Raw genomic sequence first — 23863 nt, 5'->3', positions numbered from 1 at the left:
AATACCAGTTTTTATATATCCATGATCCGTTTCTCATTTCATTCATAAATAATTTGTATAATTGTCACCAGGTCGATTGTCCGACAATCTACAATAGGTAAAAATATGAACGACTTTAAAAAAGCGATAAAGTTGTCACCCTCCGACAACGTTGCAACCTTACTCTCAGACGTAGGTAAGGGAGAACAAGTAGAGATCATTGATGATAAGAGCAAAGTGATCGGTGTATACACCGCCCTTCAAGCCATTCCATTTGGCAATAAGATTGCCCTTAGGAATTTGGCAAACCACACAATCGTAAACAAAGGTGGTTATCCGATCGGATTAACCTGCGCAGGGATCCATCTCGGCGATCTCGTTCATGTACAAAACGTGCGCAGTACTCGCGTTGATATTCCTGCCCCCATCATTGAACAGATCATTCAACAAATGCAGATCGAGAGTGAATAATGAAAACTTTCCAAGGCTATAGACGCGCCGACGGTCAAGTCGGCATTCGTAATCACATTTTGATTTTAGCAATTGATGAATGTGCTGAAGGTATTGCTCAAGCAATCAAACAAAAGATCTCCGACTGTGTCGTTGTAACCAACCATTACACCTGTATGTATGGTGGCAATGAAGAGATGGTTAACGTCATGATTGGTGCCGCACTAAACCCAAATATTGCGGGTGTACTGGTATTGAATATGGGCTGTGGCAGCATTGACCCTACGATTATCACGACACCAATAAAACACGCTAAGAAACCCGTTTTTAGTCTCTCTATCATCAAATCTAAAGGTACTCGACAAACGATCAATGAAGGCGTCCAGATTGTCGATGAGCTTGTCAATATGGCTCATCAAGTAAAGGCGGAGCCAACACCAATTTCCGAACTGATTGTCGGGATCAAGTGCGGGGGATCAGATACCAGTTCAGGGATTGCTTCGAACCCTTCAGTAGGAAAGGCGGCGGATCGACTTGTTGAAATGGGTGCAACTTGTGTTGCTGGTGAGTTAATCGAATTGATTACCTGTGAGCAAATCCTCCGTAAACGAGCAGTGAATGAAGATGTTGCAGACAAAATGGAGCGCTTGATTGCTGAAGAGGAACGCCGCTGGCATATCGACGGGAGTAACGTAGAAACAATGAGCATCGGCAATAGCGTTGGTGGTCTCACTACACTAGAAGAAAAAGCCCTTGGTGCGTTGCATAAAACGGGGACTAAACCCATTCAGGATGTACTTGAAATCAACCCAAGTGGCATTCAGAAACCAGCCCAACCTGGCTTTTATCTCTCTGAAGTCACGCATTTGTGTGGCGGTTCAGGGATGCATTTTGCGGCCCTAGGCGCGCACGTCATTCTCTGGACAACGGGTGGAGCTGGATTCAGCAATCCGATCGTCCCTGTTATTCGAGTCAGTGGTAATAGCGCCCAAATCACTGATGACATTGACGTCGATGTTAGCGGCATTATGTCGGCCACACTAAGCGTGGTTGAAGCAAGTGAACGAGTTTTAGAGCAACTAGATAATGTCGTTCAAGGCCAAAAAACCGCCATCGAGGATGTTGGCTATGCCTTCTGCTCTCTGTATCAGAAAGACCAAAGACTAGAGCAGCTTCTCTGCAAGCAATCGGTTTAATTTCAATAAAACAAGTCAGCACTCTAAAGGATACACCTTTAAGAGGAAAACCAATGAAAATTACTAATATTGAAGTGATATGTCTTCGCGTCCCACAGAATGGTGAGGCCTGCGAATGGGGTCAGGACGCCGTGATCGTCAAAGTTCACACCGATAATGGGCTTGTCGGCATCGGTGAAGCGGATAGCTCACCTGCTGTCGTTAAAGCTTGTATCGAAACGCCCCATTCCAACCTCTATTGCTATGGATTGAAAGAACTCTTACTCGGTGAGAACCCACTAGAGATAGAGCGACTTTGGAACAAAATGTACTGGGCTTCCAACTATGTAGGACGCCGCGGGGCTGGGATACATGCCATCAGCGCGATCGATATCGCGCTCTGGGATATTGCTGGCCAATTTTACGATGTACCTGTCCATACCTTGCTAGGTGGAAAATATCGTGACTGTATTCGGGCTTACGGAACTTTTATCCCAGCTAGCAAACCTGAAGAAAACCGAGACATTGCATTACGTCTGGTCAAGCAAGGCTTTACTAGCATCAAATTCGGCGGCGGTGTATTTGGTGACGACCCAGAACTCGACTATCAAATCGTTAAGCATGTCCGAGAAGCTGTCGGAGATGATATCGAAGTACAGATCGATCTTGCATCGAAATGGCGCACATCAGGCCATTCGGCATACATGAGTAAGAAGCTAGAACCTTTTAATCTCAATTGGATTGAGGAACCTGTTCTTGCCGATGATCTTAGAGGTTATGCAAAACTGGCTGCCAAAACAGAAGCTAAATTGGCTGGTGGTGAGTCACTGACCACTCGTTATGAGTTCCTAGACTTTCTCGAACGTTCTCAAGTTGACATCGTACAGCCCGACATTACTCGATGTGGCGGTATCACTGAGATGAAGAAGATCTATGATTTATCACAACTGCACGGAGTGCAACTTGTCCCTCACGGTTTCAGCACAGGTATTTTGCTCGCGGCTTCTGTGCACTTTCTAGCGGCCTGTGAACACGGAACCTTGATGGAATATTCACAAAGTTCCAGCCCCTTATTTACTGATCTGGTCACCAATCGACTTCCGTTTCAAGACGGATTCGTCCCCGTACCAGACTGTCCAGGACTCGGTATTAAGCTCAATGACGACATCATCGAGAAATTCCGTACCGATGCTTATTAAATAATTAATATTACAGGGATTATCCAATATGAAACATAAAGATAGACAGATAGATAAGCCTTTGATGATGATAAGCTTGACGACGATATTTGTAATCGTCGCAGGGCTTTCACTCTATCCAGAGCAAGGCAATGCTATCGCAAAAAAACTATTTATCATTCTCACTGAGCAATTTGGCGAAGTGTTCCTTCTGTTTGGTTTTTTTAGCGTCATTATCCTTGCTTGGCTAGGTTTTGGTAAACACGGCAGTATTAGGCTTGGTGAAGCCAAACCTCAGTACTCATTCTTTACCTACTTAGCAATGATGATATGCGCGGGTTTGGGCTCAGCGACAGTTTACTGGGCATTCGTAGAATGGGCTTATTATTACATGGGACCACCAATGGGTATTGAACCATTTTCAACCACTGCCGCAGAATGGGCAACCAGTTACAACATGTTTCACTGGGGTATTTCGGCTTGGTCTCTTTACTGCATTGCTTCATTACCTGTCGCCTACTCCTTCCATGTACGTAAAAACCCTCAGCTGAAACTGAGCGCTGTATGCGAGAGCATCATGGGGAAATACTACAACCCAGTTGTCGGAAAAATCATTGATACTATTTTTATTTTTAGCTGTGTTGGTGCAATGGGAATCACTCTAGGCTTAAGCGTGCCCATGGTGACGGAAGGTATTGCTGAATTACTAGGCGTTCAGAGTAGCTTTGGTATGAATGTATCATTGATGCTGGCTATTACTGCCCTATTTACGGTGAGCTCGTATGTTGGAATCGAGAAAGGTATGGCGAAACTTAGCGATATGAATACCAAGTTAGCTGTTGTTTTTGTCCTTCTAGTACTGCTTGTTGGTCCAACCTCTTTCATCATTGATCAGATGACCAATGGCTACGGCTTGATGCTACAAAACTTTGTCCGTATGAGCTTGTGGACTGACCCAATTGAAGGTAGTTCATTCCCAACCTCTTGGACAGTGTTCTACTGGGCTTACTGGATGACTTACGTGCCATTTATGGCTTTGTTTGTGACTAAAGTGTCACGTGGTCGAACTCTCAAAGAAGTCATCATCAGTATGGTTCTTGGTGGTAGCGCTGGTTGTTTCATTTTCTTTGGCGTGCTTGGCAGCTACAGTATGAGCACACATTTGAATGAACTTGTTAACGTCACGGATATGCTATCCAATGTTGGTGGATCGGAAACCGTTGTCGCGGTGCTTAAAACGCTGCCATTTAGTTCGGTATTCATCCTGATTTTTGCTGTAATGTCGACATTATTCTTAGCTACAACATTAGATTCAGCTTCTTTCACTCTTGCGACAACAGTGGCTAACCAACTTGATGAAGATGCTAACCCACCAACCAGTCTAAGATTGTTCTGGTGTATGATTCTCGCCGCAGTACCACTTGCGATGATGTTCATCGATGCCCCATTAAGCACAGTACAGACTCTAGCTATCGTGACTTCTCTGCCTCTGATGGTTGTTATATTTATTATGCTATATGGTTTCTTTAAATGGATTGCTAACCCGGTGGAAGATGGCAAGCCAGTTTCAGAAGTACCAGAACAAGAAGCACCTCTTCAGCAACTCAACGTCGAGAGCTAACCGAGCATATTTTAACATTAAATGCAGCACTGTATTAGTGCTGCTTTTTTAAGCTCATTGAGAGCGGATTCTTCATGCGACGACTTAGCTCCCCGGGAGTCGTCAAAACAAATGTCTTAAACTCTCTGGTCATATGTGCTTGATCCGAGAAACCATGCTCAAGTGCGAAATCTGCAAGCGAGACATCCGGGTTTTCTCTCAGTTTATTCAAGCTGGAATGAACTCTACGCAACCTTTGAAAATATTTCGGGCTCATTCCGAGCCACTGGTGAAACCTACGCTCGACTTGCCTTTGATTGTATGGAAACTGCTCTCCAATTTTCCCTTGTGTCGCTAACTTGATTAGCTTCGCCCGTTTAGCAAAAGCAGCTTCCCTCGGAAGTATTTGCTGTCCACACCATCGGTAAAGTGTCGTCAGATGTCTACTTTGATTTTGCTCGGACAATTGCTCATGAAGTGACGTAAGTACAGACATAATCTGCGAATCATTGTTGATCAATGACGGTAACATCATCCCTGGCTGAAAACGAATTCCACATAGCTGGGCGCCATGAGAAAGCTCAATAATTTGAGTTTTATGATTATACTTTTGAACAATTATCGGATCACTAATCAGCGAACTTGATAGGCAAGCCTCACCACTCAATAAGAAAGTAACCCCCGAGCCGCCATCACAGTACAATGGTTTTTTTATGGTGCCGTGTTGCCCGCCAATAGTCTTTACCGACCATATAGCTTGGATATGGTCAGATAACTTGCCACGCGGTTTCAGAATTCGAAAATCCATTTCGCTGTTAAGTTTCCTTCAGCTAGATTACTACTTTGACAGGCTGCCGATTTCTGGCTTGAATGTTTTAGCCACGCGATTCCAGCTATTGATAGCATTGATCGCAAGTGTTAAAACCACTAGGCCTTGTTCACCAAAGACCGCCAATGTCGACTCAAAATCGTCATCAGATGTAGCGTTATTATTACTGACCATTTCAGCCCAATGTAGCGCAACTTTCTCATCGTCGCTATATATAGGCATCTCTCGCCATGCAGTTAATCCAATTAAGCGATGCTCAGACTCCCCGCTACTCAACGCCTCTTTACTATGCATATCGACACAAAAAGCGCACTGATTTACTTGGGATACTCTTAATTTAACCAACTCCCATAGGGCTAATGATAGCGTTGATTGCTGCTCAAACTGCGCTCTTAAATAGTTTTCTTGACCTAGTAGAATCTGAATCCCTTCTGGGGCAGCATTAAAATAGTCTAATCTCTGAGTCATAGTGTTATCTCCTTTAATAGATACGCTCAGATTATTGCTTCCCCTTACTCTATGATTGAAGATTTTCGACATCGTGTAGAGACAGAAAAGCCTACCGTGAAAAAGGTAGGCTTAGCTGAGATACATGAAAATTTCGCTACTGATTAAGTCCAGAAACTTAAGGCTATAACAGTTAGCGCAGCGATACACGCTATGTTAAGGATAATCCCAACACGCATCATCTCTCTTTGCTTGATGTACCCAGAGCCAAACACGATCGCATTCGGAGGCGTCGCAACTGGCAGCATAAATGCACAAGATGCAGCCACTGCAATGAGCACAGAAAGAATTACAGGCGACATGCCAAACGCTTCTGCAACGCTAGCAAAAACAGGGATTAACAAAGCCGCACTCGCCGTGTTACTGGCAAATTCAGTTAGGAATACGACAAAAATAGCGATAACCGCTATGATGAGAAAAATGCCCCAATGCGCGATCATTTCACTTAACGTGTTGGCGAGAAAGACACTTGTCCCCGTTGCTTTTAGGACATTGCTCAAACAAATACCACCACCGAACAAGAGTAAAACCCCCCAATCAGCGGTTTTCTCGATATCTTTCCAGTGTACAACGCGGGCAAAGCTAACCGCGATAATGGCTCCAAGAGCAACAAGCGTGTCAAACTTAGCGTATCCACCAAGCATCGCATTAATTGGTTTGCTGAAGATCCATAAACAGACGGTTGCGGCGAAAATAGCGAGAGTGACAACTTTACCTTTATCCCAGTTGATCGCTTCGCGATTTAACTCGAACTCTCCAGATAGGTTAGGTTTAAGAGCGGCATAAAGCACTGCGATAGCAACAGGCAATAAAATCAGTGTTGTTGGCACACCAAAACTCATCCACTCGGTGAAGGTTAAGCCAACTTCCGCCGCTGCAATCGCGTTTGGTGGACTGCCAACAATCGTTGCAATACCACCAATACTTGCGCTATAGGCGATTCCCAGCAACACAAAGACATACGTCTTATGACCGCTTTCAGAGTTCACTTTACTTAATACGCCAAGAACCAAGGGCAGCATCATCGCTGTAGTCGCGGTATTGCTGATCCACATAGACAGTGCAGCGGTAACGCCAAACAGCATAAACACAGCCACACTCATTTTACCTTTGGCGAGGATCAGTACTTTGTCTGCGATAACTTTATCCAACCCCTGTCGGTGCATAGCCGCCGCTAAGGCGAAGCCACCAAGGAACAAGAAGATAATTGAGTTAGCAAAATTGTTCAGCGCGGTTTGAGTGTCAAATACACCAAACAAAACAGCCATAATCGGCACTAAAATGGCCGTAACCGTGACATGCAACGCCTCTGTCAGCCATAAAATCGCGATAAAGGTCAGCATACTGATACCAAGCACGACTTGAGGGTCAAATGGCAGGGTAAAGTACAAGGTGAGAAATAGAGCAACGTCAGCAAGGATAATCAGGCTATTGCGGTTAAAAAACCATTCTCTAGTATTGTTGGGCAAAGGGACACTATCATTTCTATTCATTATTATTTTTCCTTATTAGGGCCTTGTGGCATTGCAAATGATCCCACATAAACACCATTTGGAAATATTTTTCATTGCAAATTTGTTAACCGTATCAACAATGAGGTTATGAATGTTAACAGTATGAATAAAATGAACATTTAATCATCACGGGCATTACATGCACGCTCGTCATTCATATAAATTGATGATACTAGAGTACTATCAAGCATGTAGCTCTAGGTACGACCTGTCCGCAAACATTCACATTAATTTTAGTCTCTCTTAGAGTGTAAAAAAGGGGAATCAAGTCCCCCCTCTTCACTTTGCCTTTTACACGATTAACTGTTCAAAGCTTTCCATTACTTCAGCACACTTCATCACTCGGCCGTGCCCTTGCCCTTGGGTTGCCACCAGCATTACGTTTTCCATTTCTTGAGCCGCCTTTTGTGACACTTCAAACTTAGTAAACTTGTCACCTTGATCGTGGACGATAATGGTTTGCGCACTGCGTAACTTAAGCTTATTGTACGGGTCGACGGATTGAATTGGGTAGTGGTACTGATCTTCAACCTCAGAAACGACAGCATTGAACAAACGCATTGAGTAGCCTGAGCGAGCAACGCTACCAAATAGGTTATCGAGATAATCCAATACAGGCGCAATCAACAAGAAAGGTTTATCGACTAGTTTCTGATGATGACACTCGATCGAAGACGCCGTTCCCATGCTGTGACCAACAAGCCCAGCCACATCATCAACACTATCCAAAATCGCTTCTAAGCCATGAACAAATGCCGGAATATGCCCGTACACACCGCCACTTTGACCGTGACCCGGGTGATCATACGCCAATGCGGTGTAGCCTCGGCTCGCAATGTGCTCCATCAAGGGGTAAAACTGACTCGCACTCCCCGACCAACCATGGGTCAGCACCCACACTGGGCCTGTGCCTAATCGGTAAGTTTTAAGTACTCCTTCCTTCGATTCAACTTCGCCTTTAATCAATCCGGTTGGCTCAGCATTCTTAGGCTTGGTGCGCGCAGGGGTCAGCAGCAATTTACGCGCGGTATTTTTGGCATGGTTAGGTGCCAAAGTGTGATGAAGCCGCGTTGTCATGTTGACTAAACTCTTCTTCACACTGAACTTTTTCGAGGTATTAAAGTAAATCTTCTCACTCATGGTTTTATCCTTTTGGTGCCAGTCTCTACTTCTCGCCCAAAAGCGAACGACCGTGCTATTTCTAGTTAAATAATTAGCTAAGTGAACTTCACTTAGCTTAAATTCGTCTTACTTCCAGTCAGCTAACAGGCGTTTAACGCCCTGCCAGAAGTGCTCGTTGCTCGCCTGCTCTCCGTGTATCGAATAAAACAGATGGGCACTTAGATATAAGCCATACAATTCGAACGTGGCCTGCCTAGGCTCAAGATCTTGGCGAAACTCACCATTCTCGACCCCTTTCGCAACCTGAATTCGTAAGTACTCTATCCAAGTTGCGATGGTTTTCTTTAGTACTTGCTGAGTAGGGGCCGTTTCCACGCTTGTCTCTTTCCAAGCATCTAAGAACATACAGCTGCCTTGAAAAGAGTGGTTCCACCCTAACCAGTTATCGAGCAGTAGTGTGAGCTTTTCTTCGATGGTGATCGAAGTTCGCTCCCTCGCGGGCGCAATCACGCGCTGAGTAAAGATCTGGTTGGCGTAATCCAAAACCGCTATTTGCAGGTTATCCTTGGAGTTAAAGTGAGCAAATAAGCCACTCTTTGACATCCCGCATTGCTTGGCTAATTCCCCAATAGTCAAGCTCTCAAGCCCATTTTCACTCGCTAGCTCAAATGCCTTACTTAAGATATTTTCTCGGGTAACTTTGCCTTTACTCATACTGCTCTCTCGTTACTGTTAATGCTATTTTTAGCACACTCGTTCTTTTTTGCAAATTTTATCTCTCTTGCGACTGAATGAAATCACAAAGTCTAACCCGTAAATGTAACAATTCTTAGGGTTAGATTTGACTCTCAAATTACTGTGGTAACTGATAGTAGCCTCAGCATAAATTGATTTAGATTCATTCCTTAAGGCGAATTTATTGATATACCCTGAACACTTTTAATGGTTTTGATGTCGTTATGGAAAGTAAGAAAATTCAAAGTATTGAGCTAGGCCGAGTGATAGCGATATTAGCGATTGCCGCCATGCACTGTCAGATGTTTCTCAGCTATTGGCAAATTAATGAGACGCCCTGGGTTGGATACGTGTTTAACCAAGCAACACGCTTTGCCGTCCCTTTGTTCTTTTTGATTTCAGGTTATTTGATCCAACCCAAGCTAACCGTTGACCCAATCGCGACGCTTAAGCGCTACACCACTCCTTTGCTGCGCATTTTTGTTGTCTGGAGTGTGATATGCCTTGTTATGCCTTTTAACTGGGCGACTGTGGCTGAGCATGGGTATCTCGCCGAACGTCAAGGTTATTGGGGTTACCTTGGTCAAGCACCACTAAACTCGCTGCTAGAAGGCGGCCTCGTCCACTTATGGTTTATTCCCGCGCTGATTTTTGCAGCTGCGATTGGTGCTGGGTTACAAAAGTTTAAGCAGATAGAGCTTTTTGTCCCGCTTGGCATCGCACTGTATGTTTACGGTGTTCTTGCAGGCAGCTATCAGGGGCTAACAGAGTTCTGGTCTCCATTCTTTACCCGAAACGGCCCGTTCTTTAGTACCTTGCTGTTTGCGATTGGTTTTTCGATTCGTCAGCAAACGATAAATGCTACTTCTCGTCAAGCCTTGCTGCTGGCGTTAGTCGGTATGCTGTTACATTTCGCTGAAGCCTTTATCCTCAATAACTATCAGCAACCGTTTAATGGCAACGACTTCCTGTTTGGTACTGTGCTGTGGGGAACGGGCTGCTTTATGTGGTTACTATCAAAACCAGCACTCGGAACTCATTATTGGCTAACCAAGCAATCTAAGTATGTGTTACCTCTCTACGTGGCTCACCTACCTATGATTATTATGATGATGAACGTATCTGGAGTATTGGGCCTGACTGGATTTGCCAAAGATATGACCGTACTGTTTGGCACGATAGTGATAACCTTTGGATTGATTAAAGGGTTAGAGAAAACACCCCTCTATCGACTTCTATTTAGGTAGCTATGTTGGAGTATTATAGAGAGCATTGTTTAGGTAATCGTTGAACAATAGACAAAAACAAAGCGATGGGTAATCCATCGCTTTGTCGTTAATTGGGCTTACGAGCCAAGTCTCTGGCAAGAATCAGTGCTAAGCCAAATACCTGCAGAAACAAGCCAATGTTCTTGTACCAAGCGATCCTTTCATTAAGCGATGTCATCAGTTCAGAGATAGAGAGATTCTCTAGATAAAAATTATCAATCTGATTTCGATACGATTGCTGGGCTTGGTTTATCAGCATCATCAATTGCGGAAGATTGTCCAAGTTAATCTCTGGGATTGGCTGATTAACCCACTGACTCAATTGACCCTTTAGCGTCGCCTGCAGTTGCTGTTGAACTTCGCCCTCGTGAGCGATATGCAGGAGCAACATTTCACGCTTACGTTCGAGCATTTCAACACTGTTCCACGCTAACTGAATTGAATAGATGTTTTCGTCTTTTTGCTCAGACAGCTGACCAATCTCTCCACTCAACTTGTCGAGCACAATACTCGACATCAAAAGCGCCAAGACATTGAGGACTAGCCCCGTCAGCACTAGCGCCCATGCAGGAGGAGAGCGAAACATCATTACCACATCCGATCAAATGGCAAATAGGCGATATTAAGCACGATCAGCACCGCCATCACTAAGAAGGTCATCTTCATCCCCGAAATGCGGCCTTTTAGTCTGTCTGCAAGGATACCTTTCGCATGTAATATACGGCCCAGAACAAACACAATACCACACGCATGGATCATCCAAGGGCTTGCACCGTTGTGCTCCACCATAGCCATCAGAATCAGGGTAATTGGGATGTAATCTACCGCATTGCCCTGTGCACTTCTGGCGATCGTCAGGGCATCTACCCCACCATCCGCATACTTCACCTGAGCTTTGCGACGCTGCTTAATCACCTGAATAGAGAGCCAAATCATTAGTGCAGCAAGAATTGCAGCGTAAAGCGCTGTAACCATCAATATTCTCCTTGTGATTCAGGTTTCTAACACCTGATATTTTCCTCATATCTAAGTATTACTAATTAAGCATAAAAAAGCCCCGCTGAATAGCAGGGCCGAATATTAAAACCAAACTGGCTCAATGTTGGAAGCAAGGTTAACACTCTTCATCGGCGCAGCACTCATCTTGCAAGAACCCAATCACCCCCTCTAGGCACTGATAGTCCGTAACGCAGTAAAGCGTTCGACCTTCTCGGCGCTGACTAATCAACCCCGCTGAAGCAAGACTTGAAATATGATGAGAGAGCGTTGAGCCCGGTATGCCCAGTTTGTCTTGCAAACCACCAACAGCAATACCTTGGTAACCCGCTTTGACGACACTTTTATAAATAGAGAGACGAGTTGGATGACCCAGCTCTTTAAGTGCTTTAGCAACGACTTCAAGTTCCACGACAGACTCCACATGACTTAATATATTTCCAAAGTAATCGAAATATAATTAATTTGCAATAGGAATAAGCTCTACATTTTATCCAAGCATATGGCACAGATTTCACCACTTACATTTGGTTAATCTAATGTTGCACATTTAACAGATGTAAAACATGGACGACAGAGCTACTGTTAATTGCATGTGCTACAGCAGTCAGTGAGGAACCAATGAAAGTGCTAATCCAATACACTCAAACAGGCAAATACAAAGATCGAGTTTGGGAAGCCTTAACCCTTAAGGCAAAAGGAGAAATTCATGCAGTCACACCTTCTTCTGCTGCACGGCTAATCGAGCAGAATAAAGCTGTTTTGTTTACAACTGATGGCCAAGATATCGTATTTCAAGGTTAGCCTGAACGAATATTAACTCAATTTTAGGGCTCACTTTGCGCCTCCCCAATTCGTCGAGTGAATACCCATTACCGGAGCACACATATCTTTCCCTGATAAGTCACTGTTCCGGTTTTCTTGAGCAAATCTCATTGCTCTCAGCCCTTCATTTCGATAACTTGATTGGGTTGCAGGTATGTTAAGTGAGGTATAGAGTGAAAACACTGCTAATTGTTAATGTCGGCTCAGCCCCCGAAAGTCAGCTAAACAAATTTGGTGATTTTGAGCTGTGGGCTAAGCAAGCTATTGGCAACACGACTCTTGATATTGCATTTCACGATGGTATCAATCACCCTCTCCCGAAACCGCAGAACCTTGCAGGCGTGATTATCATGGGTTCATTGTCAATGGTGACAGAAGAAGCGGACTGGATGAAACGACTGGCAGCCGAGATAGTTCAGCTTGCCGAGTTTAACATTCCAACATTGGGGATCTGTTTCGGCCATCAACTTATTAGTTATGCCTTCGGTGGTAAAGTAAACATCAACCCAAACGGGTTAGAGGTTGGCACCATCAATGTTTCCCGTTTACCAAGTAGCCAAGATGACCAACTACTCGACCAACTTGCGGAAAATTTCCAAGCGCAAGCGGTACATTTTCAATCGGTGATCTCACTGCCAGACGGTGCTGTCCGCTTGGCTGAAAGCATCATGGACAAGCATCATGCATTTCGTGTTGGCGACTGCACATGGGGCGTGCAATTTCATCCAGAATTTACCGCTGAGATCATGATAGATGTACTTGAAAACTTTCAAGATGAGCTAGGTGAACAGGTCGTTACTACCAAAAAACGACAAGTCACCTCAACTCCACATGCCCAGCAAATCCTTAAACGTTTTTCTGACCTCTGCCTTGCTAAGACTGAGGTTGTGAGCACTTAATCAGATCATCAATTTACGCCCAAAGCGAATTACATAGAAATCAGAACTTCTGCGTTGGATCAACCGTCAATACTATTTTACCTACCGCTTGATACTGCTCACTGCGACGGTGAGCGTTTTGGATCTCTTCAAGCGGATAAACCGTATCAATGGGAATCTTAAGCTTGTGTTGTTCGACCAGCTTAACTACTTGGTCTAAATCATGTGCGTTGTTTTCCACCCACATACGATGAAAAGCGATACCGTATATCCCAACCTCTGCTTCAGGGAGTTCATCGAAGGTAGAGACAATCACGCCACCTGATTTAACGCAGGGTATCGTTCTGTGTAGTAGATATGATCCCGATTTTGCTACAAAGGCGAGATCGTAATGCATCGAAGAATGCCAGCCAGAATCACTTTCTACATAAACTTCATCAGCCCCAAGGCTCTGCAAGTATTCCTGCTTCTCCTTTGAGGCTGTCGCAACAACGTAGGCACCGGCGGCTTTAGCAATCTGAACAGCAAATGCCCCAACCCCACCAGAAGCGTTGTGTATCAATACCGATTTACCACCTTCTAATCGACCATGTCGATATAGCCCTTGCCATGCTGTCACCGACGCTAGCGGTAATGCGGCTGCCTCAATAAAACTTAGCGCTTGAGGTTTTTTTACGACTAAATTCGCATCTACGGTGACAAACTCTGCATTGGTCCCTTGCTCAGCGATTGGGGCAAACGACAATACTTTATCACCCACTTTCAGTGACTCGACTTCAGAACCCAACGCTTCCACAACTCCTGAGCAATCCCACCCGAGAATTAACGGCAGAGTATGAGTATCTGTTTCTGCCATCATGCCGTTTCTCAGATGAAAATCGACCGGGTTCACTCCCGAAGCGGCCACTCGAATCAAAACTTGGTTTGACCTTGGTTGTGGTTTTTCCAGTTGTCCTACTTTGAGATTGGTCACGTCGCCGTATTGTGTGATAAACGCTGCTTTCATGATTTTCTTCCTTAGATGTGATGAGAACAGCTTCAGTATTCAGTGATTAACCTATTTCTTCTAATCAATAGTTGATATAAACACTATTCCACAGAGGAATGAATCATATGGCTAAGGTTGATCTAAATCTGATTGTTATCTTTGATGCAATTATGCGCGAGCAGTCGATCACAATTGCAGCAGAACAACTGGCGATGACTCAGCCCTCGGTATCTAAAGCAGTGTCTAGAATGCGCTACGCTTGGAGAGATCCACTATTTATCAAACAAGGTCGAGGGATTACCCCCACCCCTTACGCAAAAAAACTGTGGCTAGAAGTTGCTGACCCTTTACGTCAAATAAACAATTCTATCTCAACGCCAAAATTCGATCCTATGACGTCTTCTACCCAGTTGAGAGTTGCCCTAACAGATGGTATTAGTGGTTTGTTCTGGCCCCGATTACGTACCATTATCGAGCAAAGAGCGAATGCTATTGATCTTTTTGCCGTCCCATTCATCGGTGACGGCGAACAACAGTTGCTCGCTGCAGAAGTGGATTTGGTGCTGGATTATTTCCCAACCAAACATCATCAGATAACCGTAAAACACTTGTACGAGAATCACTTTACCTGTGTTATGCGACCTAACCATCCTCTCGCTAAGCAGAAACTGTCACTTAAAACATTTTGCCAAGCCGACCATCTGCTGGTTTCGTTATCAGGCGATCCTAGTGGCTCGGTTGATAAGTGCCTTGAACAGGAGGGAGAGAAACGAAGAGTCGCGATGACAGTTAATAGCTTTTCATGCGCAATCAACTTGCTGCAAGAATCTAACTTAATTTGCGTTATGCCATATACTGTCGCCAGCAAAGCAATCCATTCAGGGCAACTGGTTCAAAAAGCTGTCCCGATTTCTGTTCCCTCACCCACGATATCTGTTGCTTGGCACACCCGTAACCAGCCTAGCTTGGCACTAAAGTGGTTGATCAATGAAATTGAACAGTTAGTCATCCATGACTCTGAGGCCTTTACCACTCCTTTGCTCGACACTTAGCCACCAAGACTTCAAGCGTTTCAGATTAAACCTTAGCCTAGCGAATAGACACTGTTGTCTGGCTTGCAACACGACTATCAAACTCGGAGATACGTGCTAAAAACGCCGGTTTATCTTTCTGGGAGATTGAGCTAGCCAGCGGTAAGTTAGCTTTCATTGGGTCAACTGCTCGGTTACGGACCAAGACTTCAAAATGCAAATGTGGCCCCGTAATTCGACCAGTAGCACCAGCAATCGCGATCTTCTGACCACGCTTTACCTGCTGCCCTTTCCTCACCAAAAAACGATCAAGGTGAAGATAACGAGTCTTGTAGACGCTGTTGTGCTCAATCACAAGATATTTACCAGCATATTGATGGTTGCGCACCGCAATCACTTTACCATCCCCCGTCGAATAGACTGGCGCGCCAACTGGAGTTGCGAAGTCCGTACCATTATGTGGCGTGACACGCCCTGTTACTGGGTGTTTACGACGCGGGTTAAAGGGTGAAGTAATACGACGAAACTGTTTTGCTACCGGAAAACGATCGAATGCTTGCTCAAGGCTGTTACCTTGCCGATCGTAAAAGCGGCCATCTTCAGCTAGAAAGGCTGCAACTTCTCTGCTGCGCAGGTAAACGGCAATGCCTTGAACTTCGGTGTTGCCTGTAAGGTGGTTACCCAAATATTGCTCTTTAACCAATACATTAAACCGATCCCCTGCACGCAGTTCTTTGGCGAAGTTTACTTTGTCACGTAGAACATGGGTAATGCCAGCAATCTGCTTAGGGGTTAAGCCCGCACGATAGGCAGATAAGGAAAAGCTCCCCTGAATATCGCCCGAATAGAGCTTTTCCTGCCATACACCCGCTTCTTCGACAAAGCGGTAGCTAAAGCTATTGTCTGCCTCACGAGTAAACACCGCCCTTTCAACCAAGCTTTGGTGGTAAATCAAGGTCGCGAGTTGTTTAGAATCGCTATCAAACACAAGTTCCAAGTGATCACCCGGCTTAATAGTATCTAACTTTAGCGACTCGAGATCGGCCTCCAGAATACTTTGTAGCGTCTCGTATGGTATATCCCATGTCGAAAATATCGTGCTTAAGGTATCACCGACTTTGACAAAGTAGTGGACGCGAATCAAAGGCTTTAGCTGAGAAGAAATAGTATTTTCAGGACTTTGATATGCGATCACTTTTATCGGAATAGGATCACTCTTAGTTTCGGGCTTAAAAGTCAGCACAGTGGCGAGTGAAAATGCAGTGACTGCAACAGCAGTCAAAGCGGGGCGGACAAGCTTCATAGAATAGAAACCACACAAAAAAGATACGTTATAACATAACACCAAAAATCACTCAAACGTAACCTATTCTCAGCACACTCACCCAACGACGTTGTTATCTTTGAATCGACGCTATAAATACTGGCGCCGCTCTACAGACATCAATTCCAACATTCTTAAAGCAATAATTTATTATCGTTTATCGATAAATAATTATTGACCAACACACTTCCAAACACTATTATCCTTCTACGAAAACTCAACAGGATTAATTATGTCTAATATTCAAAAACAAAGCCGCCGAGTGCGGGCGCTATTTCAATGTCTTTTCATGCTGGTACCTATTGCGGTTTGCTATTACTGGCTTACAGTTGAAACCACCTACGATATTGTTTCGTCTTTGGGAATAATCCAGCTCTCCTATGAACTAGATGACTACACTCTACTACCACTAACTACCTCAACAAGACTGCTTGCAACTGTTGCAAGTCTGATGCTAAGTGGCATCATTATGTATGCCTTGAAGGTACTTATTCAGCTGTTCCGAAACTATGAACGCAATGAGATATTTACCCTCGATAACGCAAGACACTATCAGAAGTTGGGCTATATCGTATTTTACTGGGTTGCAGGTTCAGTCATCTACGACTCATTGATGTCGGTTATTTTGTCGTTCAACAACCCCCCAGGTGAGAGAATTCTGACTATTAGCTTCGTGGGAATGGACTTTTTGTCCTTAGTACTAGGCTTGATTATTTTGATCATTTCCTGGGTAATGAAGGAGGGCTACACTCTTGCCGAAGAAAATAGTCATACAATTTAAGGATTTAACATGACCATCCGCATTAATTTAGATGTAATAATGGCCAAACGGAAAATACGCTTAAAAACATTGGCACAATTGGTAGGGATTACCGAAGCCAATCTGTCAGTCTTGAAGAATGGCAAAGCAAAAGCAGTACGTTTATCCACATTAGATAAACTTTGTGAAGTACTTGAATGTCAACCTGGAGATATTCTCGAGTTCAATGAAGATGGCGATAGTGAAAGCGCCGTTCAAAGCTAGTTTTTACTTTATTGTTCGCAGACTGAAATCAAAACCCTAAACCCGCGCCCCACTGGCGCGGGTGCTTACAATAAATATCATACAAACTGTCCTCTTTGAACTAACCAAACCCATCAAGTAAACCATTCAATTTAGCGCTCTTGCGAGTACTTCTTTCAATAATTGAAAAACTCAACAACTGATTGATTTTATTCTACATTTAAAATATTTCCACTTTGTTGGAAATATTTATCTTGAACAATTCTTCTTTAAAACTATAATTCGAGAAATATAGAAATGAAGTTGGAGTCAATCATTATGAATAACGAATTTATAACTATGGCGAGCGAAGCACTCGACATGTTCACGTTTCTTGCGACAGAACTAATCATCCTGTTTTTGGCGATAAGCTACCTTGTTGGTGTGCTGCAGGAGTTTTTAACACCAGAAAAGATCCAAGCGATCCTGAGTTCTCGCAACGGTAAAGGTTACGTGGTGGCAGCCCTGCTTGGTGCAATCACACCATTCTGTTCGTGCTCAACGATTCCTTTCTTAAAAGGTCTACTAAGAGCCAGAGCGGGGTTCGGTCCGATGATGGTATTCCTATTTGGTAGCCCACTACTGAACCCTATCATCATCGGCTTATTCGTGGTGACCTTTGGCTGGAAAGTAGCACTGTTCTACTTTGCTATTGCCATGATGGTATCTGTGGTTGCGGGCTACGCGTTGGAAAAACTAGGATTCGAGCGCTACGTAAAACCAGAAGCCTACCAAGTAGCTGATTCATCAAACTGCAGTTCGAGCTGCGGGGAAAATAACACCGTGGCCAAGTCAGAGCCATCATGTGGAACCTCTAAATGCGGTGACACTGCGCCTGTTGTAGCGAAAGAGGCAGCTTGTAGTAGCGAAACGAAAGTAGAAGTCTCTTGCTGCTCTGCAGATGGCACGATAACCGCTACTGTCGTCGAAAACAAAGAGCCGAACCGTTGGGTTAAAATTTGGTCCTCAACTTGGAAAGATTTTAGACAAGTCTTCCCTTATCTAATGCTAGGTATTGCTATTGGTTCATTTATCTACGGATTTATTCCTACTGAGTTGATTGCTGAGTACGCTGGCGCGGGCAAATGGTACGCAATTCCTGTCGCAGCCATTATCGGTATACCTTTGTACATTCGCGCAGAAGCGGTGATTCCTCTTAGTGCAGCCTTAGTTCAAAAAGGCATGGCACTAGGCTCTGTGATGGCCCTGATCATAGGTAGCGCAGGCGCAAGTTTGACTGAGGTAATTTTGCTTAAATCTATCTTTAAAAATCAGATGATTGCTGCCTTCCTCGTAGTCATCCTGAGCATGGCGATTGGTGCTGGCTTCCTATATACTTTCATCTTTGGATAATAACCAAAAAAAGGATTGGCATTGGTGCCAATCCTTTTTTTGATTTAGAGTCAATTACTCATAATCTGAAGCATATGTCTCTTCGTAAGTATGAGAATAAAGCTCAAACAAGTTACCGAACGGGTCTTCTAGGTAAACCATTTTCGCTGGCTTACTATCATCTTCTGGGTGGTAACGCATCACATCCATACGTATCTTGCCACCAAACTGTTCTACTTTCTCCATCACGCCTTCAAAGTCGTTGGTTTGCAGACAAAAATGGAAGATGCCTAAACGCGAGAAATCTACTTCATGCTGCTCCTGACGATCCTTCATTTCAAAAAGCTCAACGCCGATGCCATCTGTGGTCACTAGATGCGCGATGTTAAAGCCTTTAAACCCTTCACCAAAAACCGCGATACACATACGACCAATGGCGGTTTCTCGCTCCTCAACTACTTTAGTGTTGTTCATTACCACCTTGAGACCTAGTGCCTGAGTGTAAAAGTCTACCGCTTTGTTCATCTCACCGACCATAATGCCTACGTGATTCATTTTCATAGCTTTCTCCAAATTCAATTCGATGTTTTGCTTCGATGGAGAGAGTGTATGGACACACAATGATTAAATGAAATTATCATTTATTATAAAAATGATAATATTTTTTTATTCTTAAAATTAATCATGTCACATTCTGAATAGTTATAGAAATGTTAATGCCACTTTACTCTACTGCTTTGAATCTATATCTAAGATCTCGCTGGATAGAAATTATATCCGATCAATATGCAGACACTAACTAGCCAACCTGAATATCGTTTTCAGGCTGGCATTTAGGTTGAAAGTTTACCTTTCACCCAGCACTTCAAACTCGTCATAAGTCAAACGAGCTTTACCATCCGCCTGCAACGTCCATACCTCTTTATGTACCACTCCAAATGCTTTATTCATTGTCCACTTGGAAGTCAGGATATAGCTGCCTTCGTCTACCTTCTCCCATGCAGTATCTGTATAGGCAACATCGCTAAAACCTTGGTCAATAATGTTTTGCCAAAATGCTTGGATCTGTTCACGACCTTCAAAAACGCCAAATGGCTTGGCATGCATCGTTGTTCCTTCTTGATACTGTTCAGAACAACCCCGCGCATCTTGATTATTGAATGCTTGTTTCCACGCCGCAATACCTGCCTGACAGGCTTCTAATACTGATTGACTCATTCTTATTCTCCTCTAAGTTGATGACCTCATCTTAGTGTTATGATTAAAATGAAAAAACAAACAAATAAGAAATTACTGTTCGAAAAAAGAGAACAATAGAACAACTAGACATAATTAAATGACCCTGTTTATGCACATTGTCGACGGCGGCTCGATAGCAAAATCGTCGGGAATATTCGTACTGTCTAAATCCTTACTCATCAACTCCAGCGTTCGCTATTTCGATGGCGCGAGACGCAATTGAAGAGCAATTAATAAGTTTTAACTCAGTTAAAAACACCCTTAACTTAACTTGAATCAATATTCTTATTTATTTCACTAATCATTCAAATTTGATGTCCTACACTTGTTTAAAATACCAGTGACTAGATCAAGGAGAACACCATGATTGCAGTACACAGAGATTACGAACTTGTCGGGATGAATCACTCTCATGCCCACATTGAAATTAATCCTACTGGGTTGATTGATGTTGAAATCATGGAGAATAAGCTACATCTTCAAGCAGAATTTAGTGAGCTATCTTTTAAAAAGGTTGGTGGCCACACAAGGCTATGTGGAAAGCAGAATAAAAAGCCTTGGCAAGTCGAGCTTGAGAATAAAGATGCAGAAGAAATTAACCGCTTAATCGACGCGGCCAGTGAAGAATATGAAACCTTGATGCGTGATCTCTGACTCACGCCGCGCTTTACTAGGCCCCCTTTAAAGCCATATCAAGCATAAGATTTGATATGGCTTACAGCCCAAAGTATTGATGGGTTAAGGCGTCGCTTTCGTCACAACAAACTCATGTCCATCCAGAATCCCTTTCCCGCTTTTGATCTCGTTAAGGCGAGCTGTCACGACACCATCACTGCTTGTAAAATCAACACTGTAGCTATCAACATACTCTTGGACATATTTGCTTGATAGCGACTTAAGTTTATCAATGTACACAACCGCTTTATCAAACTCTCCTTGAGAGACCACTTCAAGTTTTGGTGTCAACAGTTGGGCAAACTTGTATGGGTGAGCAACAAAACCACTGCCCATAACCAAAGCCGCAATGATTGGAGTCGTAATCACCGCACTTTGAAACCATTCAGAGAACATTTTATGATTTTGAACTAGGCTTCCGTTAGCATTACGGTTAGACCACTCTTTCTTGGCACGCTTTAGTACTTTGCCCACCAAGCAACGTTGAATCATATAATCTACAAGCTTGACAATGCGCTCAAACAAGCCTGTTAGTACACTGACTAACGTTCCAACCCCTGCAAAGGCATCGCCGGCTGCTTCTAAACCAATCTTAGTGATACCCACCGCGGCATTCTTAATGCCACCTAAAGCACCTGTCGCAGAATGACGCGCCAACGCATTGGCTATAATACTCGGGTGCCCCCCCAGTAGCTCTACACCACGGCCGGCGTATATCTGCGTGATAAGGTCTTTGGACTTACACACAGCCTGTTTTACGCCGGAGTAAATATCTGATGCACTCTGAACATAGCCCCAGCCAGGAATAAAACTAGAGAAGTTTCCTGCAAACTCTCCAGTCATCCAAGTAGCAAAGTCAGCAAACCATTCTACGCCATAGAGCAAATCACCGTATATATTACGAGCCTTGTTCATCAGCATACGAAAGAAATCAGAAATCACCTGCTTGACCTTAGTCACCACAGCAGAAGCCGTATCACCCACTACCTTGGCAGCACCAACAATCTTCTTGCCCGCTTTAGTTTGTTGCAGTTTGTTGATCGCATTGGTTTTATCGAGAAGACCTGATGCGGCCGACTTAAGATCACTCAATGGTTCAGAGCCAATCACAAAGTTGTCAAAGAAATGCGCATTGGAAAAAGACGAAACCTTCGAGATTTCAGTGCTCGCTAACATGTACATTGCCCCCATACGCGCATCCGCCATTTGGGCAACTTGAACATCCAACGCAGTATTTTTGGTTTTACCAAACATTTTGTCTTTAATTAGACGCTTTAAAATTTTAACCTGCATGCAAGCCTCGCAATTATTTTTATGCAACCCAGAACTTATGAATTGCTGTCATTGTTTTATTGATACATTTGCAAGGATAATACATTTTTTTATCAATAAGGTGGTCGGTTTAGACAAATAGTGCAGAATGGGATGAGAAATGATGTACAACAATCAAATTGTTATACAGGTTCCGTTGCCATTGGTAGTAATCGCTCTAGCAACTTCTGCACATTATCTATTGCGGTGTTTCTCTTGAGCGAACATTAGGCAATAAAAAGGGTGTCGTAAGACACCCTAAACTCATTCGTAACTTTACATTACGTAGAAGTCTGGTTTATACCGAAGAATGACCTTTTCCATTGCAGAAAATACATGTGCGCGCTCTTCTTCAGTAAGGTCTTGAGTAGCAAACGCCATCTCATCTTTGATCATCTGCGCTAACTGGTCATGAACTTTTTTACCTTTCAGTGTCAAAAAAAGACGTTTAGCATTCTTATGATGGGGATCTTTTGCACTCGCAATCAATTCATTCTTTTCCGCATGGCGAATGAGGCTGGTCATAGTTCCCTTGCTACGATGCAAACGCTCCGCGATCACGCTTGGGCGAAGACCATCTTCATAGTCTAGCTCCATCAACACCAGCATTTGCTCAAAATTCACATCGTCGCGAAGCTTCGAAATTTTATTTTGAATAGCGTTTTGAATCATACGAGTTGCGATAAAACTCATACCGACCGTTGTTTCAAATATTTTCTTTGATTCTTCAGACATCGTGATCTTCCAATTTAAGTTCTTTACCTATTATCCATTTATTAGTTCGATACAGAAGCATTTCCGACACACTTTATTATTTATTTTGTGAATTTGTGCAAATAGATATGCATGTATGTGAGTGATTACTTTTCTTGATAGATACAAAGGCGTGATTTATTAGTTAGCTATGAAAGATAAATGCCACTATAGGGATATTTGCTAACTTTCCCAATCTAAAGTCATGGGAGAGAGGCAAACTATGCCTCCCACACTGTGATAAATTTGATATCTAACACTAATAATTCAAAATATACTTTAGAGATTAACGTTTAGCTTGCTTGCCCTTATCTAGCCACAAAGTCTCAAGCATCGACCAGACCTTGTCGGCAAGTTTGTCTAGATTAGGCATTAGAAGGTAAACCAGCCCGACAAAAAGAATCGAGCCGATTAGATCTATCGGTCGATGCATGCCTAGCCACAAACGACTGTAAGCAACCCCCATGGCCCACACACCAACTAACACCACTAAACCATAATGCTTGCTTTGCCAAAAAAAACCACCAAAAAACGCCAAGCAAATTGCCGCAAATATGGTATGCCCAGATGGAAACGAATAGTCTTTTTCCCCTTGCCAGTGACGAGTTCTCCACGTAGTAACCTGGTTCGAGATCTTATTGATGACCTCTGCTTTCTGTGCGCTATCTAAATTGTAAAAATGCGAAGGTTGAGGAATCAAGAGTTGATGTGAAAGAAGCTCTGTATACGGACGAGGGCTCTCTGTCATATGCTTGAGCCCAGTTTTCGCTGCAAACCCAATCGCTAAGATGATGCCTAGTTGAACTATCTTGCTGAGAATTAGTGAGTTAGTGCCCACTATCTTCCAAGTAAAAAGTATCAGTAGAGTTAGTGTAATTAAAAACCCCTTTGAACCTGCGGAATCAGTCAGAATGGTGTAACTCAATCCCGTCAGTTCAGACACCTTGCCCAATAGGTCAAGGTGACTAACAAACAGTGTCATTGGCGCAATAACGAGCAAAAAAGCAATGAGCAACGCTAAGCCTTCGCGCTTGTTCTGAATGAAGTTTTTCACGATAGGGATTCACTACAACTAAAACCGGAGCTGAAGTTTAGTCGAGTTAAGGTGGAAA

The 23863-nt window shown here is 43.6% G+C and carries 27 protein-coding genes; 12 read left to right on the top strand and 15 right to left on the bottom strand.

The annotated features are described in order from the left end of the window. Positions 1–105 precede the first annotated feature (105 nt). The 4 genes from ZX61_RS10700 to ZX61_RS10685 are packed head-to-tail and all read left to right on the top strand — an operon-like array spanning position 106 to position 4403. Positions 106–450: a UxaA family hydrolase gene (locus ZX61_RS10700; RefSeq protein WP_049844619.1), complete on the top strand. Its 345-nt coding sequence runs from the start codon at positions 106–108 to the stop codon at positions 448–450. Beyond that, on the top strand, positions 450–1625 hold the full coding sequence (locus tag ZX61_RS10695) for a UxaA family hydrolase (RefSeq protein WP_049844618.1): 1176 nt from the start codon (positions 450–452) through the stop codon (positions 1623–1625). Before ZX61_RS10700 ends, ZX61_RS10695 begins: the two co-directional genes overlap by 1 nt. Before the next feature lie 53 nt (positions 1626–1678). After that, a complete protein-coding gene (locus ZX61_RS10690; RefSeq protein WP_049844617.1) occupies positions 1679–2803 on the top strand; it encodes a mandelate racemase/muconate lactonizing enzyme family protein in 1125 nt (374 codons plus the stop codon). 28 nt (positions 2804–2831) lie between these two features. Continuing rightward, complete coding sequence (locus tag ZX61_RS10685; RefSeq protein ID WP_049844616.1) at positions 2832–4403, top strand: BCCT family transporter; 1572 nt, start codon at positions 2832–2834, stop codon at positions 4401–4403. A gap of 34 nt (positions 4404–4437) precedes the next feature. Here the strand turns inward: ZX61_RS10685 and ZX61_RS10680 are convergent, their stop codons facing one another. The 5 genes from ZX61_RS10680 to ZX61_RS10660 all read right to left on the bottom strand — a co-directional run bounded on the left by ZX61_RS10680 (position 4438) and on the right by ZX61_RS10660 (position 9068). Beyond that, on the bottom strand, positions 4438–5190 hold the full coding sequence (locus tag ZX61_RS10680; protein ID WP_049844615.1) for a helix-turn-helix domain-containing protein: 753 nt from the start codon (positions 5188–5190) through the stop codon (positions 4438–4440). A 30-nt stretch (positions 5191–5220) separates the two neighbouring features. Continuing rightward, entirely contained in the window at positions 5221–5679 is a 459-nt protein-coding gene (locus tag ZX61_RS10675; RefSeq protein ID WP_049844614.1) for a carboxymuconolactone decarboxylase family protein, read from the bottom strand. 143 nt (positions 5680–5822) lie between these two features. Then, a complete protein-coding gene (locus ZX61_RS10670) occupies positions 5823–7211 on the bottom strand; it encodes an SLC13 family permease (RefSeq protein ID WP_049844613.1) in 1389 nt (462 codons plus the stop codon). Positions 7212–7523: 312 nt separating this feature from the next. Beyond that, positions 7524–8372, bottom strand: coding sequence for an alpha/beta hydrolase (locus ZX61_RS10665; protein ID WP_049844612.1), 849 nt, complete (start codon positions 8370–8372; stop codon positions 7524–7526). A gap of 108 nt (positions 8373–8480) precedes the next feature. Further along, positions 8481–9068, bottom strand: a complete 588-nt coding sequence (locus tag ZX61_RS10660; protein ID WP_049844611.1) for a TetR/AcrR family transcriptional regulator — start codon at positions 9066–9068, stop codon at positions 8481–8483. A 245-nt stretch (positions 9069–9313) separates the two neighbouring features. On the opposite strand from ZX61_RS10660, the gene ZX61_RS10655 reads away from it, so the two are divergent. Further along, positions 9314–10336, top strand: coding sequence for an acyltransferase (locus ZX61_RS10655; protein ID WP_049844610.1), 1023 nt, complete (start codon positions 9314–9316; stop codon positions 10334–10336). 88 nt (positions 10337–10424) lie between these two features. On the opposite strand, the gene ZX61_RS10650 is transcribed toward ZX61_RS10655, so the two are convergent. The 3 genes from ZX61_RS10650 to ZX61_RS10640 form a co-directional block, all read right to left on the bottom strand. Further along, complete coding sequence (locus ZX61_RS10650) at positions 10425–10946, bottom strand: hypothetical protein (RefSeq protein ID WP_049844609.1); 522 nt, start codon at positions 10944–10946, stop codon at positions 10425–10427. Next, the gene (locus tag ZX61_RS10645) at positions 10946–11332 is read right to left on the bottom strand and encodes an MAPEG family protein (RefSeq protein ID WP_049844608.1); all 387 of its coding nucleotides are present in this window, start codon (positions 11330–11332) and stop codon (positions 10946–10948) included. The genes ZX61_RS10650 and ZX61_RS10645 overlap by 1 nt, the downstream gene beginning before the upstream one ends. Positions 11333–11471: 139 nt before the next feature. Further along, complete coding sequence (locus tag ZX61_RS10640) at positions 11472–11765, bottom strand: ArsR/SmtB family transcription factor (protein ID WP_049844607.1); 294 nt, start codon at positions 11763–11765, stop codon at positions 11472–11474. 209 nt (positions 11766–11974) lie between these two features. Here ZX61_RS10640 and ZX61_RS10635 point away from each other — a divergent pair, with 209 nt between their 5' ends. Next, positions 11975–12157, top strand: coding sequence for a hypothetical protein (locus ZX61_RS10635; protein WP_049844606.1), 183 nt, complete (start codon positions 11975–11977; stop codon positions 12155–12157). 194 nt (positions 12158–12351) lie between these two features. Beyond that, the gene (locus ZX61_RS10630) at positions 12352–13077 is read left to right on the top strand and encodes a glutamine amidotransferase (RefSeq protein WP_049844605.1); all 726 of its coding nucleotides are present in this window, start codon (positions 12352–12354) and stop codon (positions 13075–13077) included. Between the two features lie 40 nt (positions 13078–13117). On the opposite strand, the gene ZX61_RS10625 is transcribed toward ZX61_RS10630, so the two are convergent. After that, positions 13118–14062, bottom strand: a complete 945-nt coding sequence (locus ZX61_RS10625) for an NADP-dependent oxidoreductase (protein WP_049844604.1) — start codon at positions 14060–14062, stop codon at positions 13118–13120. Between the two features lie 107 nt (positions 14063–14169). Here ZX61_RS10625 and ZX61_RS10620 point away from each other — a divergent pair, with 107 nt between their 5' ends. Next, positions 14170–15096, top strand: coding sequence for a LysR family transcriptional regulator (locus tag ZX61_RS10620; RefSeq protein WP_049844603.1), 927 nt, complete (start codon positions 14170–14172; stop codon positions 15094–15096). A gap of 37 nt (positions 15097–15133) precedes the next feature. Here the strand turns inward: ZX61_RS10620 and ZX61_RS10615 are convergent, their stop codons facing one another. Further along, on the bottom strand, positions 15134–16378 hold the full coding sequence (locus ZX61_RS10615) for a peptidoglycan DD-metalloendopeptidase family protein (RefSeq protein ID WP_049844602.1): 1245 nt from the start codon (positions 16376–16378) through the stop codon (positions 15134–15136). Between the two features lie 253 nt (positions 16379–16631). Between ZX61_RS10615 and ZX61_RS10610 the strand changes: the two genes are divergently transcribed. The 3 genes from ZX61_RS10610 to ZX61_RS10600 all read left to right on the top strand — a co-directional run bounded on the left by ZX61_RS10610 (position 16632) and on the right by ZX61_RS10600 (position 18794). Beyond that, positions 16632–17180, top strand: a complete 549-nt coding sequence (locus ZX61_RS10610; RefSeq protein WP_049844601.1) for a DUF2975 domain-containing protein — start codon at positions 16632–16634, stop codon at positions 17178–17180. 9 nt (positions 17181–17189) lie between these two features. Next, entirely contained in the window at positions 17190–17423 is a 234-nt protein-coding gene (locus ZX61_RS10605; protein WP_049844600.1) for a helix-turn-helix domain-containing protein, read from the top strand. A gap of 297 nt (positions 17424–17720) precedes the next feature. Then, on the top strand, positions 17721–18794 hold the full coding sequence (locus tag ZX61_RS10600; RefSeq protein ID WP_049844599.1) for a permease: 1074 nt from the start codon (positions 17721–17723) through the stop codon (positions 18792–18794). 54 nt (positions 18795–18848) lie between these two features. On the opposite strand, the gene ZX61_RS10595 is transcribed toward ZX61_RS10600, so the two are convergent. Together ZX61_RS10595 and ZX61_RS10590 are read right to left on the bottom strand one after the other, a co-directional pair. Next, positions 18849–19334, bottom strand: a complete 486-nt coding sequence (locus tag ZX61_RS10595) for a VOC family protein (protein WP_049844598.1) — start codon at positions 19332–19334, stop codon at positions 18849–18851. A gap of 285 nt (positions 19335–19619) precedes the next feature. Then, positions 19620–19991: a nuclear transport factor 2 family protein gene (locus ZX61_RS10590; protein WP_049844597.1), complete on the bottom strand. Its 372-nt coding sequence runs from the start codon at positions 19989–19991 to the stop codon at positions 19620–19622. Between the two features lie 384 nt (positions 19992–20375). Here ZX61_RS10590 and ZX61_RS10585 point away from each other — a divergent pair, with 384 nt between their 5' ends. Next, positions 20376–20666, top strand: coding sequence for a hypothetical protein (locus ZX61_RS10585; RefSeq protein ID WP_049844596.1), 291 nt, complete (start codon positions 20376–20378; stop codon positions 20664–20666). Between the two features lie 84 nt (positions 20667–20750). Here the strand turns inward: ZX61_RS10585 and ZX61_RS10580 are convergent, their stop codons facing one another. The 3 genes from ZX61_RS10580 to ZX61_RS10570 form a co-directional block, all read right to left on the bottom strand. Beyond that, on the bottom strand, positions 20751–21980 hold the full coding sequence (locus tag ZX61_RS10580) for a hypothetical protein (RefSeq protein WP_049844595.1): 1230 nt from the start codon (positions 21978–21980) through the stop codon (positions 20751–20753). Between the two features lie 294 nt (positions 21981–22274). Continuing rightward, positions 22275–22733, bottom strand: a complete 459-nt coding sequence (locus tag ZX61_RS10575) for a MarR family winged helix-turn-helix transcriptional regulator (RefSeq protein ID WP_049844594.1) — start codon at positions 22731–22733, stop codon at positions 22275–22277. A 304-nt stretch (positions 22734–23037) separates the two neighbouring features. Beyond that, positions 23038–23805 carry a phosphatase PAP2 family protein gene (locus ZX61_RS10570; RefSeq protein ID WP_049844593.1) on the bottom strand — a complete coding sequence of 256 codons (768 nt, stop codon included), beginning with the start codon at positions 23803–23805 and terminating at the stop codon, positions 23038–23040. Positions 23806–23863 lie beyond the last annotated feature (58 nt).

It is taken from the genome of Vibrio sp. VPAP30 (assembly GCF_001188205.1).
Classification (GTDB): domain Bacteria; phylum Pseudomonadota; class Gammaproteobacteria; order Enterobacterales; family Vibrionaceae; genus Vibrio; species Vibrio bivalvicida.
The sequence above is the reverse complement of the archived record's forward strand: the minus strand, read 5'-3'. Positions and strand labels throughout refer to the sequence as shown.

What these genes read in the sequence shown, in the direction of transcription:
- ZX61_RS10580 (WP_049844595.1), bottom strand. Translation starts at nt 21,980, where the DNA reads ATGCAGGTTAAAATTTTAAAGCGTCTAATTAAAGACAAAATGTTTGGT.
- ZX61_RS10590 (WP_049844597.1), bottom strand. Translation starts at nt 19,991, where the DNA reads ATGAGTCAATCAGTATTAGAAGCCTGTCAGGCAGGTATTGCGGCGTGG.
- ZX61_RS10655 (WP_049844610.1), top strand. Translation starts at nt 9,314, where the DNA reads ATGGAAAGTAAGAAAATTCAAAGTATTGAGCTAGGCCGAGTGATAGCG.
- ZX61_RS10595 (WP_049844598.1), bottom strand. Translation starts at nt 19,334, where the DNA reads ATGAAAATGAATCACGTAGGCATTATGGTCGGTGAGATGAACAAAGCG.
- ZX61_RS10695 (WP_049844618.1), top strand. Translation starts at nt 450, where the DNA reads ATGAAAACTTTCCAAGGCTATAGACGCGCCGACGGTCAAGTCGGCATT.
- ZX61_RS10665 (WP_049844612.1), bottom strand. Translation starts at nt 8,372, where the DNA reads ATGAGTGAGAAGATTTACTTTAATACCTCGAAAAAGTTCAGTGTGAAG.
- ZX61_RS10670 (WP_049844613.1), bottom strand. Translation starts at nt 7,211, where the DNA reads ATGAATAGAAATGATAGTGTCCCTTTGCCCAACAATACTAGAGAATGG.
- ZX61_RS10625 (WP_049844604.1), bottom strand. Translation starts at nt 14,062, where the DNA reads ATGAAAGCAGCGTTTATCACACAATACGGCGACGTGACCAATCTCAAA.
- ZX61_RS10585 (WP_049844596.1), top strand. Translation starts at nt 20,376, where the DNA reads ATGATTGCAGTACACAGAGATTACGAACTTGTCGGGATGAATCACTCT.
- ZX61_RS10635 (WP_049844606.1), top strand. Translation starts at nt 11,975, where the DNA reads ATGAAAGTGCTAATCCAATACACTCAAACAGGCAAATACAAAGATCGA.
- ZX61_RS10650 (WP_049844609.1), bottom strand. Translation starts at nt 10,946, where the DNA reads ATGATGTTTCGCTCTCCTCCTGCATGGGCGCTAGTGCTGACGGGGCTA.
- ZX61_RS10675 (WP_049844614.1), bottom strand. Translation starts at nt 5,679, where the DNA reads ATGACTCAGAGATTAGACTATTTTAATGCTGCCCCAGAAGGGATTCAG.
- ZX61_RS10660 (WP_049844611.1), bottom strand. Translation starts at nt 9,068, where the DNA reads ATGAGTAAAGGCAAAGTTACCCGAGAAAATATCTTAAGTAAGGCATTT.
- ZX61_RS10680 (WP_049844615.1), bottom strand. Translation starts at nt 5,190, where the DNA reads ATGGATTTTCGAATTCTGAAACCGCGTGGCAAGTTATCTGACCATATC.
- ZX61_RS10605 (WP_049844600.1), top strand. Translation starts at nt 17,190, where the DNA reads ATGACCATCCGCATTAATTTAGATGTAATAATGGCCAAACGGAAAATA.
- ZX61_RS10685 (WP_049844616.1), top strand. Translation starts at nt 2,832, where the DNA reads ATGAAACATAAAGATAGACAGATAGATAAGCCTTTGATGATGATAAGC.
- ZX61_RS10600 (WP_049844599.1), top strand. Translation starts at nt 17,721, where the DNA reads ATGAATAACGAATTTATAACTATGGCGAGCGAAGCACTCGACATGTTC.
- ZX61_RS10610 (WP_049844601.1), top strand. Translation starts at nt 16,632, where the DNA reads ATGTCTAATATTCAAAAACAAAGCCGCCGAGTGCGGGCGCTATTTCAA.
- ZX61_RS10575 (WP_049844594.1), bottom strand. Translation starts at nt 22,733, where the DNA reads ATGTCTGAAGAATCAAAGAAAATATTTGAAACAACGGTCGGTATGAGT.
- ZX61_RS10700 (WP_049844619.1), top strand. Translation starts at nt 106, where the DNA reads ATGAACGACTTTAAAAAAGCGATAAAGTTGTCACCCTCCGACAACGTT.
- ZX61_RS10645 (WP_049844608.1), bottom strand. Translation starts at nt 11,332, where the DNA reads ATGGTTACAGCGCTTTACGCTGCAATTCTTGCTGCACTAATGATTTGG.
- ZX61_RS10615 (WP_049844602.1), bottom strand. Translation starts at nt 16,378, where the DNA reads ATGAAGCTTGTCCGCCCCGCTTTGACTGCTGTTGCAGTCACTGCATTT.
- ZX61_RS10620 (WP_049844603.1), top strand. Translation starts at nt 14,170, where the DNA reads ATGGCTAAGGTTGATCTAAATCTGATTGTTATCTTTGATGCAATTATG.
- ZX61_RS10690 (WP_049844617.1), top strand. Translation starts at nt 1,679, where the DNA reads ATGAAAATTACTAATATTGAAGTGATATGTCTTCGCGTCCCACAGAAT.